This window comes from Serratia sp. B501, from assembly GCF_051172315.1.
Lineage (GTDB): Bacteria > Pseudomonadota > Gammaproteobacteria > Enterobacterales > Enterobacteriaceae > Serratia > Serratia ureilytica.
The window spans coordinates 745880-763534 of sequence record NZ_JBPIZB010000001.1; the positions used below are offsets into that span (position 1 = coordinate 745880).

Consider the following 17655-nt stretch of genomic DNA (forward strand, 5'->3'; position numbering starts at 1 on the left):
TTATTAGCCCGGTTATTTCCACGTTGAGGGAATTAACCCCCGTATTTTCCGATGGTGATTTTCGCCAGGCATCCCCACGCCTGAATAAATCGCCGGAGAATAATGGAAAAAAGTTAGCTTAAGGAAAGATGATGTTTAAACCCGCTTATAAAAAGAACGCCGTCACCCGCGCCATCACCACCTCCATGCCGCTGTTCCTGCTGGCCGGCCACGCGGCGCAGGCGCATCAGCACCCTACCGACGCACAGGTTAATGATGGCGACGTGATCACTGTCACCGCACCGCTCTACTCTCCGCTGACCATCGTGACGTCACCAAAAACCCCGCGTCAGCCGGTGCCCGCCAGCGACGGTTCGGACTATCTGAAAACCATCCCCGGTTTTTCGCAGATCCGCAACGGCGGCACCAACGGCGATCCGGTATTTCGCGGCATGTTCGGTTCGCGGCTGAAAATTCTCACTGACGGTTCGGAGATGCTCGGCGCCTGCCCATCGAGAATGGATGCGCCCACCTCTTACATCTCGCCGGAAAGCTTCGATCTGCTGACCATTACCAAAGGGCCGCAGACGGTGCTGTGGGGGCCGGGTTCGTCGGCGGGCACGGTGCGTTTCGAACGTGAACGTCCGCGCTTCGACAAGCCGGGCATCAAGGGCAACGCCAGCGTGCTGACCGGCTCCAATGGCCGCTGGGACGAGAATGTCGACGCCAGCCTCGGCGCCGAGCAAGGTTACCTGCGGGTGATGGCCAACAAGTCGCGCGCCAACGATTACCAGGACGGAACGAATACGCGCGTGCCATCGCGCTGGGACAAATGGAACGGCGATCTGGCGCTCGGCTGGACACCGGATGCCGACACGCTGCTGGAAGTGACGATGGGGCGCGGCAACGGCGAAGCGCGCTATGCCGGCCGCAGCATGGACGGTTCGCAGTTCAAACGCGAAAGCCTGGGCATGCGGGTGGAGAAATCCAACATCGGCGAGGTGCTGGATAAGTTGGAAGCGCAGGTCTACTACAACTACGCCAACCACGTGATGGACAACGTGACCCTGCGTTCACCGGGCAGCGGCGGCATGGGTGGCCACGGTGGGCATGGCGGCATGAGCATGGGGGGCCACGGCGGGCACATGATGTCTTCCGGCATGACGATGCAGCTCGATCGCCGCACCGTCGGCGGCCGCGTGATGGGCACCTGGCAGTGGCAGGACGTGAAGCTTGAAAGCGGCCTGGACACGCAGACCAATACCCACCGCAGCATGAGCCGCGGCAGCTGGGAAAAAGACGCCCAGTTCAACAGCTACGGCGCCTTCGGCGAGCTGACGTGGTCCACCAGCGAGCAGGATAAGCTGATCGGCGGCGCGCGTCTCGATCGCACCCTGGTGGAGAACTTCCGCAGCGGCAGCGACGGGGAACGTTCAGACACCCTGCCGAGCGGCTTTATGCGCCTGGAGCATACGCTGGCCGAGCTGCCGCTGATGCTGTATGCCGGCGTCGGCTATACCGAGCGCTTCCCGGATTACTGGGAGCTGTTCTCGCCGAAGCTGGGTCCGAACGGCAGCAAGGATCCGTTCTCCAGCGTCAAGAGCGAGAAAACCACGCAGCTCGACATTGGCGCGCAGTACAACGGCAAGCGCTTCAACGGCTGGGTCTCCGCGTATGTGGGCCGCGTCGATGATTTCATCCTGTTCAAATACGATCCGCACAATGCGCGTCTCAGCCAGGCCGATAACGTCAACGCCAACATCATGGGCGGCGAAATGGGCATGGGTTATCAACTGAGCGAGCACTGGAAAACCGACGCCAGCCTGGCCTACTCCTGGGGGAAAAACGCCAGCGACGGCCGCCCGCTGCCTCAGATCCCGCCGCTGGAGGCACGCTTGGGGCTGACCTATGAGTACGGCGACTGGAGCGGCACCGGCCTGTGGCGACTGGTCAGCGGCCAGCACCGCGTGGCGATCAACGAAGGCAACGTAGTAGGCAAAGACTTTGCCGAAAGCGCCGGCTTCGGCGTGCTCTCCGCCAACGCCGCCTACAAGGTGAATAAAAACGTCAAGCTGAGCGCCGGTCTGGATAATATCCTGAACAAGACCTACAGCGAGCACCTCAACCTGGCGGGCAACAGCGCCTTCGGCTATTCGGCCAACAGCGCGGTGAATGAACCGGGCCGCACCCTGTGGGCCAAGGTTAACGTCACCTTCTAAGCCATCCATCGGGCGATGGGCAACCGTCGCCCGGTTACGCGATATGCGATCCGGTTCTTAGGATATGAGTTTTAAGTTTTTCCCATTCGGTTTAGCGGCGATTACTATCACTCTCAACGTAATCAACGATCCGGAGGGAATATGCAAAAGCTCACTCGTTTTCTGGCCCTGCTCGGCGAGCTGATGATTGAAAAAGCCGAAGACGCCGCGCCGCAGGCTGCTCAGCCTGACGATCGCGACGACGCGCTGCCACCGCGCCTTGAGCGTGGCGTTCCGCTGGCCGACCGCTTCCTGTTCATGTAATTTCCCGCGCAGTTTAACCCGCTCACACTGACCGCACGATATGTTCGCGCAGCCACCGGTGCGCGGGATCCCGATGCGATCGTTCGTGCCACAGCATGGTCATTTCAAAACCCGGCACCGCCAGCGGCGGCTCGAGCTGTTGCAATAAAGGCTGGTTGCGCACCAGCCGCTCCGGCAGCATCGCCACCAAATCGGACTGCGTCAGCACCGAGATAACGAAGAGAAAATGCGGCACGGAAAGCACCACGCGCCGCGTCAGCCCCACGTCCGCCAGCGCCCGATCGGTGATGCCGTAGAACCCGCCGCCGTCCGGTGAGACCATCACCTGCTCCAATCGGCAAAATTGCTCCAGCGTCAGGTTTTCATGCAGCTTAGGGTGACCGACTCTGCCCACCAGCACATAGCGTTCACTGAACAGCGTGCGCTGACGCAGACCGGGCGGCGCCCCTTCGCGGGTGTGAAACGCCAGATCGATCTCTCCCTGTTCCGCCAGTTTGGCGATGCGTGACGGCGCGATCTCCAGCACCGCCAGCCGGGTGCCGGGCGCCGCCGTACGCAAACCGTTCAGCGCCGGCAGGACGATGGTGGATTCGCCGTAGTCGAAGGCGGCCGCACGCCAGGTATCGGTCGCCACGGCGGGATCGAACGGCGTGGCCGGCGTCACCGCCAACTCAAGCGCCGCCAACGCCTGACGCAGCGGTTCCCGCAGTTGCTCCGCTCTGGCAGTCGGACGCATGCCGCGCGGGCCGGGCAACAGCAGAGGATCGTCAAAGATCGCCCGCAGTTTGGCGAGATGCACGCTGACCGCCGGCTGAGAGAAATTGAGCCGCTGCGCCGCGCGCGTGACGTTGTGCTCCGCCAGCAGCGCGTCGAGCGTCACCAGCAGGTTGAGATCCAGCCGCCTTAAATTATTCATGGTTATACCTGTGATAACGGTAATTCATTTCTAATATACCTTGCGACGCCCTAACCTGCAGCTCTCACCCCAAGGAGCGTTGTTATGAATGTGCTGATTGTTTACGCCCACCCGGAGCCACAGTCGCTGACCGGCTCACTGAAAAACTTCGCCGTTGAGCGTCTGACGCAGTCCGGCCATCAGGTACAGGTGTCCGATCTGTACGCTATGAAGTGGAAAGCGGCGATCGACGCCGACGACAGCCTGGAAGGCGCATCAGGGCCCCGTTTCGTTCCTTCGCTGGATTCCCAGCGCGCGTTCGCCAACGGCGTGCAGAGCGCCGACATCGAACGGGAACAGCAAAAGCTGCGCTGGGCGGACGCGGTGCTGCTGCAGTTTCCACTGTGGTGGTTCTCGATGCCGGCGATTCTGAAAGGCTGGTTCGATCGTGTCTATGCCTATGGTTTTGCCTATGGCGTCGGTGAGCATTCCGATACGCATTGGGGCGACCGTTACGGCGAGGGTATGTTGGCGGGCAAACGGGCGATGCTGATCGTCAGCGCCGGCGGGTGGGAATCCCATTACGCCCCGCGCGGTATCAACGGGCCGATCGACGATATTCTGTTTCCTATCCAGCATGGCATGCTGCATTACCCGGGGTTCGAGGTGTTGCCGCCGTTCGTCACCTATCGCGCCGGAAAGACCGACGAGACGCGCTTCGCCACCCTGTGCGAGCAGCTCGGACAGCGGCTCGATAATCTGTGGCACACCGAGCCGATTCCGTTTCGGCGGCAGAACGCCGGTGACTACCTGATCCCGCAGCTGACGCTGAAAGCGCATCTCGCGCCGGGGCAAGACGGTTTTAGCATTCACCTGAAATAGCGCGAGCCGCTCCCCTTATCGCGGCGCTGACGCAGCGCCGCCCCCGAGGAGGAGTTTGGCGCCCAATCCCATCATGACCAAGCCCGTGAATCTCTGCTGCCACACCAACAACCGGGGATTGCGGGCGAGCCATTGTCCCACGGTGCCGGAGGCCATAGCGACAGAACCCAGCGAAAGGATCCCGGCCAGCTTCTGAATGGAACCTAAAACGAGCAATTGCAGCCAAACCGGCCCGGTTTCAGGGTTAACAAACTGCGGGAGGAAAGCAAACATGAACAGCAGCGACTTAGGGTTGGTCAGGCTGTTAATCGCTCCTTCTTTCACCGCCTGCCACTCGGTCATCATCCGGGGTTTTCGCACGGCATCGGAACGCTGCCGGCTTACCTTCAGCATTTTTATCCCCAGCCAGACCAGATAGGCGGCCCCAACCCAACGCAATACGTCCAACGCCAGCGGATAAGCATGCAGCAGCGTGGCGAGGCCGAGCACCAGCATGGAAACCTGCACCATACCGGCGACAAAAACCATGCCGAAAACATTGAGCAGCGCGATACGGCGGCCTTGGCCGATACCTCGGGCCAACGTGAGCATCATGTCCGGTCCAGGAGACAGTTCCAGAAGGGTAAGTGCAACAAGAAAAGCAATAAACGTTTCGACTGAAGGCATGGGGTTATCACCGGCGAGTCAAAGGATACGGCAATCATATTCCTCCCCGGACATTCGCAACAGCACTATCAGGCGCATCCGGGGAGTCTCGTTAATTCAGGGCGGCGAGAAATGCCCGATAGCCCTGCGCGCTGCTGTCCAACTCGTGCTGCTGAACCTGCTCTGCCGTCCCGTCCGAAGCGGCTTCCTTGCCGTAAAAGGCAAAGAACGAAGCATAGTCGGCCCGCACGTAATCGGCGGTCACTTCAAACGGCCGGAAGATCTCCTCCAGCGAGTAGCGATAACGCCCTGCGCGCGCGTAATCTTCTGCGCGTACGCCCGCCGTGACCGCCAGCGCCAGTTTCTTGTTCTGCATCTTATAGCCGCTGCGGGAACCGTAGGCCCAGCCGTAGGTGAGCACGTCGTCCAGCCATTTTTTCAGCAGCGGCGGGCTGCTGAACCAGTAAATGGGGAACTGCAGCACGATGTTGTCATGCGCTTCAATCAACTGCTGTTCTTTGGCGACGTCGATCTGCCAGTCCGGATAGGCCTGATGCAGTTCGTGCACGGTATACAGCGCCGGATAGCGGCGCAGTTCCTCCAGCCAACGTTTGTTGACCACCGAGTTCGCCATATCGGGATGTGTCACTACCACCAACGTTTTCATACTGATCTCTCCAGTCAGGTGTTTCGACGCATCTTAGGGTATGCTGACAGAATGTAAAATACGCACACTCACGACACATACTTACCCTGGAGAAAGTGTAAATGGCCGCCGAATCCCACTGCAGCCCTACGGGCATCAGCCTTGAAGACACCGGTTATGGCTACACCCTGTCGGTGATCAACGGTAAATACAAAATGATTATTCTCTACTGGCTGGCCTTGTATAAGCCGGTATTGCGGTTCAACGAACTGCAGCGCTGCATCGGTACCATTTCGTACAAGACGCTGAGCTCGACGTTGAAAGAGCTGGAAAAAGACCGGCTAGTGGTGAGGAAGGAGTATCCGCAGATCCCGCCCAAGGTGGAGTACAGCCTGTCCGAGCGCGGGCGTTCGCTGATCCCGGTGATCGACATGATGTGCGACTGGGGGGAGCGGCACCGGCCGGAACAGCCAGCGCCGTGAGGGGTTAGTTGTCCGCCGCCGCTGAGGTTGCCGGAGCCGGCTCATCGTGCTCGACCAACGCGTCCGCCGGCCGGCACTGGCGCAGCATGCGCACGCTGAAGGCCACCAGCACGCCGAGCACAGCGGCGAGTGCGCCAAACGACAGCACGCTCATCAATGGTGTGAACACCCTGCCCAGTACGCCGAGCCCCAGCGCGCCGATCGAATCGCCGGTCACGTCCTGCGCGGTGCCGAGGCTGTTCACCCGCCCCAGCAGATGATCCGGCGTATTGCTCTGGATCAGCATGAACTGCAGAAGTGAGGCGATAGCATTGGCGTAGCCGTAACACACCAGCGCCAGCAGCGCCGGCGCCAGATGGCTGAACAGCCCCAGTGACGCGATGGCGGTAAACGCGACGATAGCGGCGATCAGGATCAGCACGCCAGGGCGAGAGAAACGCCCCACCCAGCCGCTGGTCAGCGCGCCCAGCATCGCACCGAGCGGCACCGCGGAGTACATCAGGCCGATAGAGGACGCGCCGACGTGGTAAGCGTCCTGCGCCAACGCCGGGAACAGCACCCTGACGGCGCCGACGATGCTCATCAGCATCCCCAGCAGCACCACCGAGCCGACCACCTTATTGCGCCAGACAAACTGGAAGCCGCTGGCGAGCGCGCGCAGCGGGTGTTCCGGCTCCTGCTGCTGCGGCAGCAACGTCGGCAAGCGCACCAGCGGGACCAGGGTGCCCAGCGTCCCTGCCGCCGCGACGGCGAAGGCGAGACCGACGCCGCCGAACACGATGATGATCCCCCCCAGCGCCGGCGCCAGGATCGCGCCGATGCGCACCGTCACCATGCTCAAGGCCCCCGCCGCCGCCAGGTTTTCGCGCCCGACCAGCAGCGGGATCACCGCCATCAGCGCCGTCATGCCGAGCGCGCCGAAGAACCCGTCCCAGGCAGCCAGCAGGTAGAGCGCCCACAGCGACGGGGCCGGCGCGAAGGCGTTCAGACTCAGGGCGACAAAGCCCAGCCCGCAGGTGCCGCGCGCGAACAGGATCAGCTTGCGGCGATCGTAGCGATCGGCGAGCACCCCGCCCAACATCAGGCCGATAAACATGCCTACCCCGTCCAGCGCCACCGCCACGCCCACCTGCAACGTGGAGCCGGTCATCGCCTGGATCTGAATCGGCACCCCCACCGCCAGCATGCCGAGTGAAAACACCGACAGCATGCGGGCGCAGAAAATCGCACGAAAATGCGCATTGCTTCTCAGCAAACTGAAATCAAGAAAAAAAGAAGGTCTGGCCATAGTGTCCTGCATATCATGTTTTAGTACGGGCCGTGGCGCACGCCCCGGCCCGGTTGCGTTATACCAACCCGTATTGCCGCGTCAGCAGCGAATGCAATAGCGGTCCTAGCGTCTCCAGCGAGGCCGGCGACAGAATGTCCGCGTGCTCGCAGCCTTGGTGATGACAGATCAGCCGATCCAGATACGGCGCCCACACGGCGTTGATGTCCATCAATGGCGGCAGCGTCCGGTCGGCGACAAACAGCGTCGCCGTGCCGTGGAAACGCTGACTGCGCGCCTGAGAAAGAAGGCGCACCGCGTCACGATAGTTGGCGACGATGCTGTCGAACATCGCCGCCTTCTCCGCCATCAGCGCCGGATCGCCATGATCTTCCGCCATAAACTCGGCCTGTTCCTGCGCCACCTCCTTCTGCGCCTCTTCCTCGGTGGGGCCGGTCCAGTCCTGGCCTTCCGGCGGATAGGTATCCAGCATGCCGAGGAACGCCACCTCTTCACCCTGCTGCTGCAGACGCGCGGCCATCGAATGCGCCAGCGTGCCGCCGAGCGAATAGCCCAGCAGGTAGTAAGGCCCCTGTGGCTGCAGGCGGCGCAGAGTGGCGAGATGACGATCGACCATCTGCTCAATGTCCTCGCAGGTGGCGATGACGCCGTCCGGTCTTGGCGATTGCAGACCGATGATCGGGTAACTCCCCGGCAGATACCGGCTCAGCCCCGAGTACTGCCAGGCGAAACCGGAAGCCGGATGCAGGCAGAACAGCGCCGGGCCTTGGCCCGCCCGCAGCTGCAGGCACTCGCCGACGCCACGGCTCTCGGCCGAGCCGGCGGCCTGCGCGTCATCGAGCAGGTGCGCCATTTTCTCCAGACTGCGGGCGAACATGATCTGCCCGACGCTCAACGGCCGGGTGACGCGCCGACGCAGCTCCGCCGCCAGGCGCATCGCCAGCAGCGAGTGGCCGCCCAACGCGAAGAAGTCGTCGTCGGCATACACCGTCTCGCGCCCCAGCAGTTCGCTGAACAGCGCCGCCAGCAGGCGCTCGCTGTCGCTGTGCGGCACGCGGCCGCTCTGCGGGCTCAGCTGCGGCCGAGGCAACGCCTTGCGATCCAGCTTGCCGCTGGCACTGAGCGGGAAGCTGTCGGTCATGACATAGCTGACCGGCATCATGTGCGCCGGCAAACGCGCCTCCAGCGCCTGATGCAGGACGGCGGTATCCAGCGTCACGCCCGGCTGAGCGATCAGCCAGGCAACCAACTGCCGCATATCGGCGCCGCCCAGCCCCGTCGCGCCCTCACCCAGTTCGATGGCGTGCACCGCCGCCTGCGCTACTCCCGGCTGCGCCAGCAGCGCCTGTTCGATTTCGCCCAGTTCGATGCGCTGGCCGCGGATCTTCAGCTGATCGTCGCTGCGCCCCAAATACTCGACGCTGCCGTCTTCCAGCCAGCGGGCGATATCGCCGGTGCGATACATGCGCGCCCCGTTGCCGGCGGGATCGGCGACAAACCGCTGCGCCGTCAATCCCGGCCGATGCAGATAGCCGTCGGCCAGCTGAATGCCGCGCAGGTAGAGATCGCCGGCGCAGCCGACGGGCACCGGTCGCAGCATGGCGTCGAGAATGCTCAGTTGGGTGTTCCAGACCGGTTTGCCGATCGGCACGCCGGCGCCGCTCACCGCCGCCAATGCCTCGCCGGACGCCGGTTGATAGGTGACATCAACCGCCGCCTCCGTCGGGCCATACAGGTTATGCAGCGGCGCGGCGACCAACGCCTGGTAGCGGGATGCCAGTTCACACGACAACGCCTCACCGCTGCAGAACACGCATTTCAGGCTGGCGGCGGCGCGCTGCGGCGCACGTTCGTTCAGCGCCTCAACCCAGATAGCCAACATGGACGGAACGAAATGCAGCGTGGTTACGCCATAGTCGTCGATCAACGTCGTCAGCGCCTGCGGATCGCGGTGCGCCTCCGGCGGCGCCATCACCAGGCGCGCGCCGACCATCAGCGGCCAGAAGAACTCCCAGACGGAAACATCGAAGCTGCACGGCGTTTTCTGCAATACCACGTCCTGCGCATCGAGCGAATACTCATGCTGCATCCAGAACAGACGGTTGACGATCGCCCGGTGGTTCACCACCACCCCTTTCGGCCGCCCGGTAGAGCCAGAGGTATACAGGACGTAGGCGGGATAATCGCCGTTCCCCGCCGGTGCGCGCTGCATCGGTTCGCGCCCGCTGTCGTCCAGCGCATCGAACCGCAACGTCGGCGCCAGCGCGGCAAAACGGGCATCCAAGGCGCTCTCGGTGATAATCAGCCGTGGGTTGGCGTCTGCCACCATGTAGGCCAGACGCTCATCCGGGTAACCGGTATCCAGCGGCAGCCAGGCGGCGCCGGTTTGCACAATCGCCGTCAGCGCTAGGCTGAGGCGCACGGAACGCGGCAACGCCACCGCGACGATATCGCCCGGCTGAATGCCCGCCGCCGTCAGCCGTTCGGCCAACAGCGCGGCCTGGCGCTGCATGTCACGGTAGCTGAGGGTGTGCCCGGCATCCTGCAACGCGATGCGTTCGGGCGTGCGCCGCGCTTGATCGGCGATCGCCTGATGCAAGGTGGTGTCCGCTACCGCCTGGGCGGTGCGGTTGACCGCCGCGATCAACGCCTGTTCCTGCGGGGTTTGCAATTGCCAGCGCGGCAACGGCAGATCCGGTTGCGCAATCCATTGTTGCAGCAGCGCCATCAGCCGCGCGGCGAAGCGTTCAGGCTGCGGCACCGAGTCGCGGTACTCCATCAGCAGACGCAGACGCTCGCCCGGCAGCACCAGCAACGTCAGCGGATAGTGGGTATAGCCTTTGTTGCGGATGGCGTCGCAGCGCAGGGAACCTGTGCCGCCGAGCAAGGCGTCGTTGTCCGGGTAGTTCTCCACCACCAACAGCGTATCGAACAGCGTGCCTGCGCCAGCCAGGTGCTGGATCTCACCCAATCCCAAATCGTCGTGCTCCAGCAGTTCAATCTGCCGGTGTTGCAGAGCGGTCAGCTGTTCCGTCAACGGCCGGCCGTTTTCCAGCCGTACGCGTACCGGCAGCGTGTTGCTGAACAGGCCAACGTGCTCTTCCACGCCGTCGATATGGCCAAACCGCCCGGAAACCGGCGAGCCGAACACCACGTCCTGATGGCCGCAACAGCCGGCCAGCTGCAGCGCCCAGATGCCCTGCATCACGGTATTGAGCGTCAGCCCGCGTTCGCGGCACAGGGTCAGCAAACGCTGTTCCTCCGCCGGCGGCAGCGTCATTTCCAGCTTAAACACGCGGTCGTCCTGCGTCTCGCCAAACAGCAGCGTTGGCCGCACGTCCTGCAGCGTCTCGCGCCAGATGCGGCGCGAGGCGTCGGCATCCCGCGCGGCCAGGCGGCGCACGATATCGGCATAGTTCGAACGCAGCGGCGGCAACGCCGTTATCCCTTCACGTAATGCGAGCATCAGATCGTTGAGCACCACCGGCGTCGACCAGCCATCGACGATCAGGTGATGGGCATTGAGGAACAGCGTGCAGCGTTCGCTCTCGCCGTGTTTGACCCACAGCGCATGCAGCATCGCGCCCGGCTGGTTAAACAGATCGCGCTGCAGCTCTTTCTGCTCCAGCTCATTCAGCGCCTGCATTTCTTGTTCGGCGGACAGCGGCGGCAGCCTGAGGCTGTCCAGCGGCCAATGGCTTTCCTGCGGTATCAGCTGCAGCGGTTCGCCCTCGCGGTTGAACCGGGCGGCCAGCTGCGGATGGCGGCGGATCACCGCATCCAGCGCCTGCTGGAGCCGTGGCGTATCCAGTTCGCCGCAGAGGCTCAGGCGCGTCAGCGAGTTATAACTGCCGCCCTGCTGCGCCGTCTGGGCATGGAACAGCAAGCCGTGCTGCAAGGGCAACAGCGGCAGCGCATCGGCCAACGGCCCATACTCCCGCTCCCAGGCGCGCAGCGTTTCATCGTCGACGTTCGGTTGGGCGATCTCGGCCGCCGTCAACGTTGCCGCTGCGCGTTCGGGATGCCGTTCGGCAAACTCGCACAGCGCACGCACGGCCTGCTCGATGCCCCTATGCAGCGCCTCGATGTCGCTCGCGCTGAAAATCCCCTCCAGCCAGCTCCAGTTGATCGCCAGACACGCGCCGTCGCGCCGCTCTTCGACAAAGATGTTCACTTCCAGCCCGTAACACAGCGCCTGCTGAGCATCCTGCGCCACGGCGAAGGCGTCGCGGAAACGGGTCCGGCTGCGCTGCGGCGTCCAGTGTCCCTCATCCTGGCCGAAGCGCCCGAGGTAGTTGAACAAAATCTCCGGCGCATTGCGCTGCGCCAGCGCGGCCAGTTCGTCACGCTGCGGATGCAAATAGCGCAGTTGACCATAGCCGATGCCGCGATCGGCCACCGCGCGCGTCACCCGTTTCACCGCGCGCACGGCCTCGTGGTGTTCGGCGTCATGCAGTTCGATGCACAGCGGGTACTCCGCCGTCAGCCACCCGACGGTGCGCGCCAGATCGAGGCTATCGTCCAGTTCGGCGCGGCCGTGCGACTCCAGCGAAAAACGCAGCGAAGCGGCCTGGAAATGACGCCGGCAGGCCAGCGCCAGCGCGCACAGCATGATCTCTTCGACCTGAGCGCGGTATCCCTGCGGCAAGGCGCCCAGCAGCGCGGCGGTCAGCCGGCTGTCGAGCAGCGTGCGCCGTTCGCTCACCGAAGCGAGACGATCGGTCTGCGGATCCAGCGCGCGTTGCCCCAAGCGCGGCACGCCGTCCGCCAGCATCTGCCGCCAGAACGGCAGCTCGGTTTCCCGGCGTTCGGCGTCGGCCCGTAAACGCGCGGACCACTCATAGAGCGAGGTTTCCTCCGGCGGCAGCGCGATCGGCTGCCCCTGCATGGCGCTGTCGGCCGCTTGCCGCAGTTCGTCGAGCAGGATGCGCCAGGAAACGCCGTCAACCACCAGGTGGTGGATCGCCAGCACCAGCCCGAGGCTCTGCCCGTCACGCTGCAACAAGATGGCCTGCATCATGCTGCCCTCGGCCGGATTGAGGCGCGCCAGCGCGGCATCAAACGCCTGTTCCGCCGCGGTTTCCAGATCGCCGGATACGGGATGACGCTGCATCAATTCACCGGCGGCGGCGGTTTCAATCACCAACTGGCCGTCGCGGATCCGCGCGCCCAGCGCCGGGTGTGCCGTACGCAGCTGTTCCAACGCATAACGCAGCTGTGCCGGTTGCAATTCGGCAGGCACGCGCAGGAAAACGCCGTGCGCGAAGAGACGATGCATGTCGCCCGTCTCGGCAAACCAGTGCAGGATCGGCAGCCCGTCGATCGGGCCTTGCTGCACGCTGCGCGCGGCCTGAGATCCAACGGCCAGCGGCTGCATCGCCTGCGCCATGCGCGCGGGGGTGTGCAGCGCGAAGATCTCACGCGGCCGCAGCAGATACCCGTTGCGCCGCAGGGCGGTGCCCAGCCCCATCGCCGAGATGCTGTCGCCGCCGAGCGCGAAGAAATCGTCGTCGGCGCCGACGCGCTCCATCCCCAACAGCTGGGCCATGGCGCGGCAAATCAGCCTTTCCTGCTCGGTGGCCGGCTCGCGCAGGCTTTGCGCCAGCGTCTCCTGCGGTTTGGGCAGCGCCTGACGGTCAATCTTGCCGTTAACGTTAAGCGGCAGCTCCGGCATCACCACCAGGATCGCCGGCACCATGTAATCCGGCAGACGCTGCGCCAACTGCCCCAGCAGCTCGCTCTGCAGCGCGGGTAAGGCGCGCCGCGCGTCATCCTGCACCGAGCAGTAACCGATCAGACGATAGGTGGCGCCGATCGGCTCGGCGATCACCACCGCCCGCCCCACGTCCGGCAAGGCAGCCAGTGCGCTCTCCACTTCACCCAGTTCGACGCGGAAGCCGCGCACTTTGATTTGGTGATCGGTACGGCCAATGAACACCAGCTGGCCGTCCGCGCTCCAACGCATCAGATCGCCGCTGCGGTACATCACCTCACCGTCGACGAACGGATTGGCGACAAAGCGCGCCGCCGTCAGATCCGGGCGGCGCAGGTAACCGCGCGCGATGCCCTTGCCTGAAATGTACAGTTCCCCCGCCGCGCCGATCGGCACCGGCTGCAGGCGACTGTCGAGCAGCCAGACTTCGGTATTGGCCAGGGGGCGCCCGATCACCGGCTGGTCTGCGGCCGTGACCGGCGCGCCGAGGGTATCGACGGTGTATTCGGACGGGCCGTAATAGTTATGGATCTCGACTTCCGGATGCTGCCGCATCAGGTTCCACAGCGTCGGCGTCGCCGCCTCGCCGCCGATCATCACGAACGCCGGCAGCGGGAACTGTCCCTTCAGCAGGCCGCAATCCACCAACTGCGAGAGGAACGACGGCGTGATGTCCAGCAGATCGATCGGGGTCTGTTGGGTTTGTTCGAGCAGCGCCCAGGGGTCGCGGCGCAGCTCTTCATCGAAGATAACCAGTTCGCTGCCCATCATCATGCAGAACAGCGGCTCCCAGGAGGAGTCGAAAGAGAACGAAGCGGTATGCCCGGCGCGCAGACGCCGCCCGCGGCGAGCCTGGAATTTTTCAATCGCCGGGCCGAACAGCGAGGCCTGATGCGACAAGAACAGGTTCAGCAGCCCGCGGTGCGTGGACATCACGCCCTTGGGTTTGCCGGTCGAACCGGAGGTGTAAATCATGTAGGCCAGATGCGCCTCGTTCAGCGGCGCGCGCCGCTCTTCGTCCGATATCGGCGCGGCCTCGGCGGCCGCGCAGCGCGCCCGGCATTGCGCCTCATCGAGGCACATGATCTGCGGCAGATCCGGCATGTTGGCCCGCGTGTCGCTGTGGGTCAGCAGCATCACCGGCCGCGCGTCGTCGCACATCAGCGCCAGACGTTCACGCGGATAATCCAGATCGAGCGGCATATAGGCCGCGCCGCTGGCCAACACGCCAAACAGCGCGACCAGCGTGTCCACCGAGCGCGGAATGCCGATGGCGACCACGTCTTCGGCGCCGATGCCGCTTTCGATCAGCACGCGCCCCAGTTGCATCACCCGTTCACTGAGTTGACGGTAGCTGAGGCGCACATCGCCGCAGGTCACCGCCAACGCCTCGGGCTGTCGCTCAACCTGACGCTGGAAAGCGTCCATGATCGACACCATGCCCGCCGGCGGCGTCAGCTCAGCGCCGCGCCCCCAGGCCGCGAGTTGGCGCAGCTCCCCTTCGCTGACCAGCGCCAGTTGACCGTTAGGCTGATGCGGCCGCCGCGCCAGTTGCTGCAGCCAATGGCCAATGCGCTCCGCATGGCCTTGCAAGGTGCGCGGCGCGTATTTGGCCGGGTTGGCCACCAACGACAGCGTCAGCACGCCGCTTCGAAAACCGATCTCAAACTCGAGGTCGTCGACCGGCCCCATCGCCAGCGTATGGGTAACGGCCGCTTGACCGTCGAAGGACAAGGCGCTGTGGTAAACCTTGACGTTGACCACCGGGCCGTACAGCTCCTGATGGCCGCCGACCAGGCCGAGATCGCGTTTGATCTGCTCCGCCTCATAGCGTTGATGGCGCCGCACCTGTTTGATTTCCGCCGCGGTGGCCTGGCAGACGTCCGCCAGCGACATCTCCGGCGTCACGTTCAGCAGCAGCGGCAGCACGTTAACCACCGGGCCGATCGCCGCCAGCGCCTGCGAGCCCATGCGGCGCATGAAAGGAAAACCGATGGAGAGCCGGGTTTCGCCGCTCATGCGCGCCAGATACATCGCCAGCGCCGCCGTGACGATATCGGCCGGTTGCAACGACTGCAGCGCCGCATCGAGCAGCGCTTCGTCAAACAGCGACTCCGGCAGCACCAGCGCCTGTTTGAGCGGCCGAGCGCCCGGTTCGACCTCGCGGTTTTCCGTCGCCAATGACAGCGGCGACGGCAGATCGCGCAGATGCTGCCGCCAGAATTCGGCCGCCCGCTGGCGTGCGGGCGACGTTTGCCATTGCTGAAACTCTTCCACCACCTTGCCGAACGGGGTAAACGGCGAGGCCGACGGCGACAGCCCGTGGCGCAGCGCGCGGTAGATATCGGCGATCCGGCGGGTGATGGCCTCGAAGCTGAAGCCGTCCAGGGTCAGATGATGAAAGCGCTGGTACCAGAACCAGCGATCGGCGCTGATGCGGATCACCGCATGGCGATAGAGCGGGCGCTCGCCGTCCGCGGGCAGATCCTGCGCCAGATCGTCGTGCATCAGCGCCAGCGCCGCCTGCTCGGCGTCTGGCCGCGCGCTGAAGTCAAACCACTCCGGCGCCAGCACCCGCGCGGGATCCGCGTTCAGCGGTAAACGTTGCACCGGCTGGCCGTCCTGCGCCTCAAAGAAGCGCGCCTGAACCGTATCCGCCTCCGCCAGCCCCTGGCGAATCGCGCGCTCCAGCGCCGAACGATCGATATCGCCGTGCAGTTCGGTGTAGTGCGCCACGGCGAAGCTGTTGCGCCGCAGCGCGATTTGGTCGGCAATCCAGATCCCCGGTTGCGCCGCAACCAGCGGATAATCCCGATACTCGACCTGAGTATCCGGCAAAGAAAGCGTTTCTGACATGGTGTCTGTCCTTTTCCTCAAACGGAATGTAGCGATGTGGCTGTGCGGCGATTAACGCGGCGCATCCGCCGCTTTCAACGACGCCGGCCGCATGTCCTGCCAGTGCGCTTCGATATAGTCGATACATTCACCGCGCGACGCTGGCCCCATCAACACGCGCCATCCCGGCGGCGTATCGGCAAACTGCGGCCACAGCGAGTACTGCTGTTGCGCGTTGACCAACACGGAGAAACGGAGACTTTCGTCATCGAACGGGTTTTGTTGTTCCTGAGTCATTTGCCTTACCTGTCTGTCAAAATGTGGGATTACTTCATTGCGGAAAGCAGCCGGCGCACGCCGTCCACCAGACCGCCGCGCCAGCAGAGCGCGTCATGTCCGCCGGAATACACGCGGTAGTCGGCACGATGCCCGGCCGCCGTCAGCGCCTGGTGCATCTGGCGATTGACGAATTCGATGTCCGCCTCCCGATCGCCGGCTTGCTGAATCACGGTGAGCGTCGGCGCGGTCGCGCCGCGCTGCCGAACCTGGCGTATCAACCAGCCTTCCTCCAACTCGTGGCGTTTTTCGAACTGGGTAACGAATTGCACCGTGGGCCACCAGAAGGAGCCGGACTGGCTCAGCACATGGCCGAAGCGCTCGGGCCAGTGCAGGCCGGCGTATAACGCCGCCAGCCCGCCGTAGCTCTGGCCGGCGACCACGGTGCGCGCCCCCTCTTCGCTGAACGGTTCGCGCCGCTGCGCCTGCGGCAGCAGTTCGTCGATCACCGCCTGCCAAAAGGCGGCGTTGCAAGGCAGCTCGTTTTCCCGGTGTTCGCCATCGATCGCATCGATCAGCAGCCAGCACGCGGGCGGCAGATGCCCTTTTGCGGTCTCATTCTCAATCACCGGCAGCAATGCGTGCCTTTCGATCCAGTTCTGGCCGTCGAGCAGCAGCACCAGCGGGCGGTTCGCGTTGTCCGCCGCCTCGCCGCCGGCATACAGCCACACGCGCCGCCGGGTGCCCAGCCGTGCGCTGTGCCAGTGAAAAAGCTGTAGCCGCGCTTCATCCAACGGCCGATCGGCGGCCTGCCAGGCGCTTTGGTCGTCCGCGTCCGGCCCCTGAGCCAGGGAAACGGCGCGCGGGCGATAAGCCGGCCCCAGCGAGGTGCGATTCAGCGGATCGGCGATCGCCAACGAGAACAGCGATACCCACCAGGCGCGCTGCTGGCGATCGCGCAACGTTTCGTCGTCGCTGAAGACGGGAGGAAGATCCCGCGCTGTAATCGGGATCAGGCTGTAACTGCCGCGCCAGCGGCGATCGACAACGGCCGCGCCGTACCAAACGTCGGTGCCGGGGAGCCTTTTCAGGCTGCTGGGGGACGTGCTGTGATGGTCGGTAATGCCGTTGATATCGGCATAGACCCGGCATATCGGCGAGAGCCGCTCGTCGCCGGCAGGATCGCGCCATAGCCAGGTCATTCTGACGTGCTGTTCATCGTGCGCGTCGACGACAGGCGTGCCATGAGCGGCAACCTTCTGCCACCATGCGGGTTGCCCCGCCGCCGCCTCACGCAGCCAGTGCGCCGCCAATCCCTCATGGCCGTGTTCTGGCCTCTTTTCCGGCAAAAACTCCATAGCGCCCCTTACATAACGTGCGTGACTTTTACAAAACCTGACAATCGTATTGATACTCATTATCATTTTCAATACTATTTGTCGGATTTTTGCCGTCGTGCAAACGCGACGTCTCCGCGTCGACGAGGGAAAGC

11 protein-coding genes are annotated in these 17655 nt (G+C 64.0%); 4 read left to right on the forward strand and 7 right to left on the reverse strand.

All coding sequences use genetic code 11. From position 1 onward, the window contains the following. Window positions 1-131 precede the first annotated feature (131 nt). Together ACSBQV_RS03790 and ACSBQV_RS03795 are read left to right on the forward strand one after the other, a co-directional pair. Window positions 132-2198: a TonB-dependent copper receptor gene (locus ACSBQV_RS03790; RefSeq protein ID WP_099783105.1), complete on the forward strand. Its 2067-nt coding sequence runs from the start codon at window positions 132-134 to the stop codon at window positions 2196-2198. 141 nt (window positions 2199-2339) lie between these two features. After that, the gene (locus tag ACSBQV_RS03795) at window positions 2340-2501 is read left to right on the forward strand and encodes a hypothetical protein (RefSeq protein ID WP_162838235.1); all 162 of its coding nucleotides are present in this window, start codon (window positions 2340-2342) and stop codon (window positions 2499-2501) included. Window positions 2502-2523: 22 nt separating this feature from the next. On the opposite strand, the gene ACSBQV_RS03800 is transcribed toward ACSBQV_RS03795, so the two are convergent. Continuing rightward, complete coding sequence (locus ACSBQV_RS03800) at window positions 2524-3417, reverse strand: LysR family transcriptional regulator (RefSeq protein WP_099783107.1); 894 nt, start codon at window positions 3415-3417, stop codon at window positions 2524-2526. 84 nt (window positions 3418-3501) lie between these two features. Here ACSBQV_RS03800 and ACSBQV_RS03805 point away from each other — a divergent pair, with 84 nt between their 5' ends. Next, complete coding sequence (locus ACSBQV_RS03805; protein WP_099783108.1) at window positions 3502-4278, forward strand: NAD(P)H-dependent oxidoreductase; 777 nt, start codon at window positions 3502-3504, stop codon at window positions 4276-4278. A gap of 15 nt (window positions 4279-4293) precedes the next feature. Here ACSBQV_RS03805 and ACSBQV_RS03810 read toward each other — a convergent pair whose 3' ends face one another. Next, window positions 4294-4944: a LysE family translocator gene (locus ACSBQV_RS03810; RefSeq protein ID WP_099783110.1), complete on the reverse strand. Its 651-nt coding sequence runs from the start codon at window positions 4942-4944 to the stop codon at window positions 4294-4296. A 91-nt stretch (window positions 4945-5035) separates the two neighbouring features. Continuing rightward, on the reverse strand, window positions 5036-5590 hold the full coding sequence (locus ACSBQV_RS03815) for an NAD(P)H-dependent oxidoreductase (RefSeq protein ID WP_099783112.1): 555 nt from the start codon (window positions 5588-5590) through the stop codon (window positions 5036-5038). A 101-nt stretch (window positions 5591-5691) separates the two neighbouring features. Between ACSBQV_RS03815 and ACSBQV_RS03820 the strand changes: the two genes are divergently transcribed. After that, window positions 5692-6051: a winged helix-turn-helix transcriptional regulator gene (locus ACSBQV_RS03820; RefSeq protein ID WP_099783114.1), complete on the forward strand. Its 360-nt coding sequence runs from the start codon at window positions 5692-5694 to the stop codon at window positions 6049-6051. Between the two features lie 4 nt (window positions 6052-6055). Here the strand turns inward: ACSBQV_RS03820 and entS are convergent, their stop codons facing one another. The 4 genes from entS to fes are packed head-to-tail and all read right to left on the reverse strand — an operon-like array spanning window position 6056 to window position 17521. After that, window positions 6056-7339: an enterobactin transporter EntS gene (gene entS, locus ACSBQV_RS03825; protein WP_099783116.1), complete on the reverse strand. Its 1284-nt coding sequence runs from the start codon at window positions 7337-7339 to the stop codon at window positions 6056-6058. Between the two features lie 58 nt (window positions 7340-7397). After that, window positions 7398-15908, reverse strand: a complete 8511-nt coding sequence (locus ACSBQV_RS03830) for an amino acid adenylation domain-containing protein (RefSeq protein WP_434991417.1) — start codon at window positions 15906-15908, stop codon at window positions 7398-7400. Between the two features lie 51 nt (window positions 15909-15959). Continuing rightward, window positions 15960-16184, reverse strand: a complete 225-nt coding sequence (locus ACSBQV_RS03835) for an MbtH family protein (protein WP_033643114.1) — start codon at window positions 16182-16184, stop codon at window positions 15960-15962. Window positions 16185-16213: 29 nt separating this feature from the next. Then, entirely contained in the window at window positions 16214-17521 is a 1308-nt protein-coding gene (fes, locus tag ACSBQV_RS03840) for an enterochelin esterase (RefSeq protein WP_241900207.1), read from the reverse strand. Window positions 17522-17655: the final 134 nt, after the last annotated feature.

Excerpts from the sequence above, each read along its gene's own strand:
- ACSBQV_RS03790 (WP_099783105.1), top strand. The coding sequence starts at position 132 with ATGTTTAAACCCGCTTATAAAAAGAACGCCGTCACCCGCGCCATCACC.
- ACSBQV_RS03835 (WP_033643114.1), bottom strand. The coding sequence starts at position 16,184 with ATGACTCAGGAACAACAAAACCCGTTCGATGACGAAAGTCTCCGTTTC.
- ACSBQV_RS03805 (WP_099783108.1), top strand. The coding sequence starts at position 3,502 with ATGAATGTGCTGATTGTTTACGCCCACCCGGAGCCACAGTCGCTGACC.
- entS (WP_099783116.1), bottom strand. The coding sequence starts at position 7,339 with ATGGCCAGACCTTCTTTTTTTCTTGATTTCAGTTTGCTGAGAAGCAAT.
- ACSBQV_RS03820 (WP_099783114.1), top strand. The coding sequence starts at position 5,692 with ATGGCCGCCGAATCCCACTGCAGCCCTACGGGCATCAGCCTTGAAGAC.
- ACSBQV_RS03795 (WP_162838235.1), top strand. The coding sequence starts at position 2,340 with ATGCAAAAGCTCACTCGTTTTCTGGCCCTGCTCGGCGAGCTGATGATT.
- ACSBQV_RS03800 (WP_099783107.1), bottom strand. The coding sequence starts at position 3,417 with ATGAATAATTTAAGGCGGCTGGATCTCAACCTGCTGGTGACGCTCGAC.
- fes (WP_241900207.1), bottom strand. The coding sequence starts at position 17,521 with ATGGAGTTTTTGCCGGAAAAGAGGCCAGAACACGGCCATGAGGGATTG.
- ACSBQV_RS03815 (WP_099783112.1), bottom strand. The coding sequence starts at position 5,590 with ATGAAAACGTTGGTGGTAGTGACACATCCCGATATGGCGAACTCGGTG.
- ACSBQV_RS03830 (WP_434991417.1), bottom strand. The coding sequence starts at position 15,908 with ATGTCAGAAACGCTTTCTTTGCCGGATACTCAGGTCGAGTATCGGGAT.
- ACSBQV_RS03810 (WP_099783110.1), bottom strand. The coding sequence starts at position 4,944 with ATGCCTTCAGTCGAAACGTTTATTGCTTTTCTTGTTGCACTTACCCTT.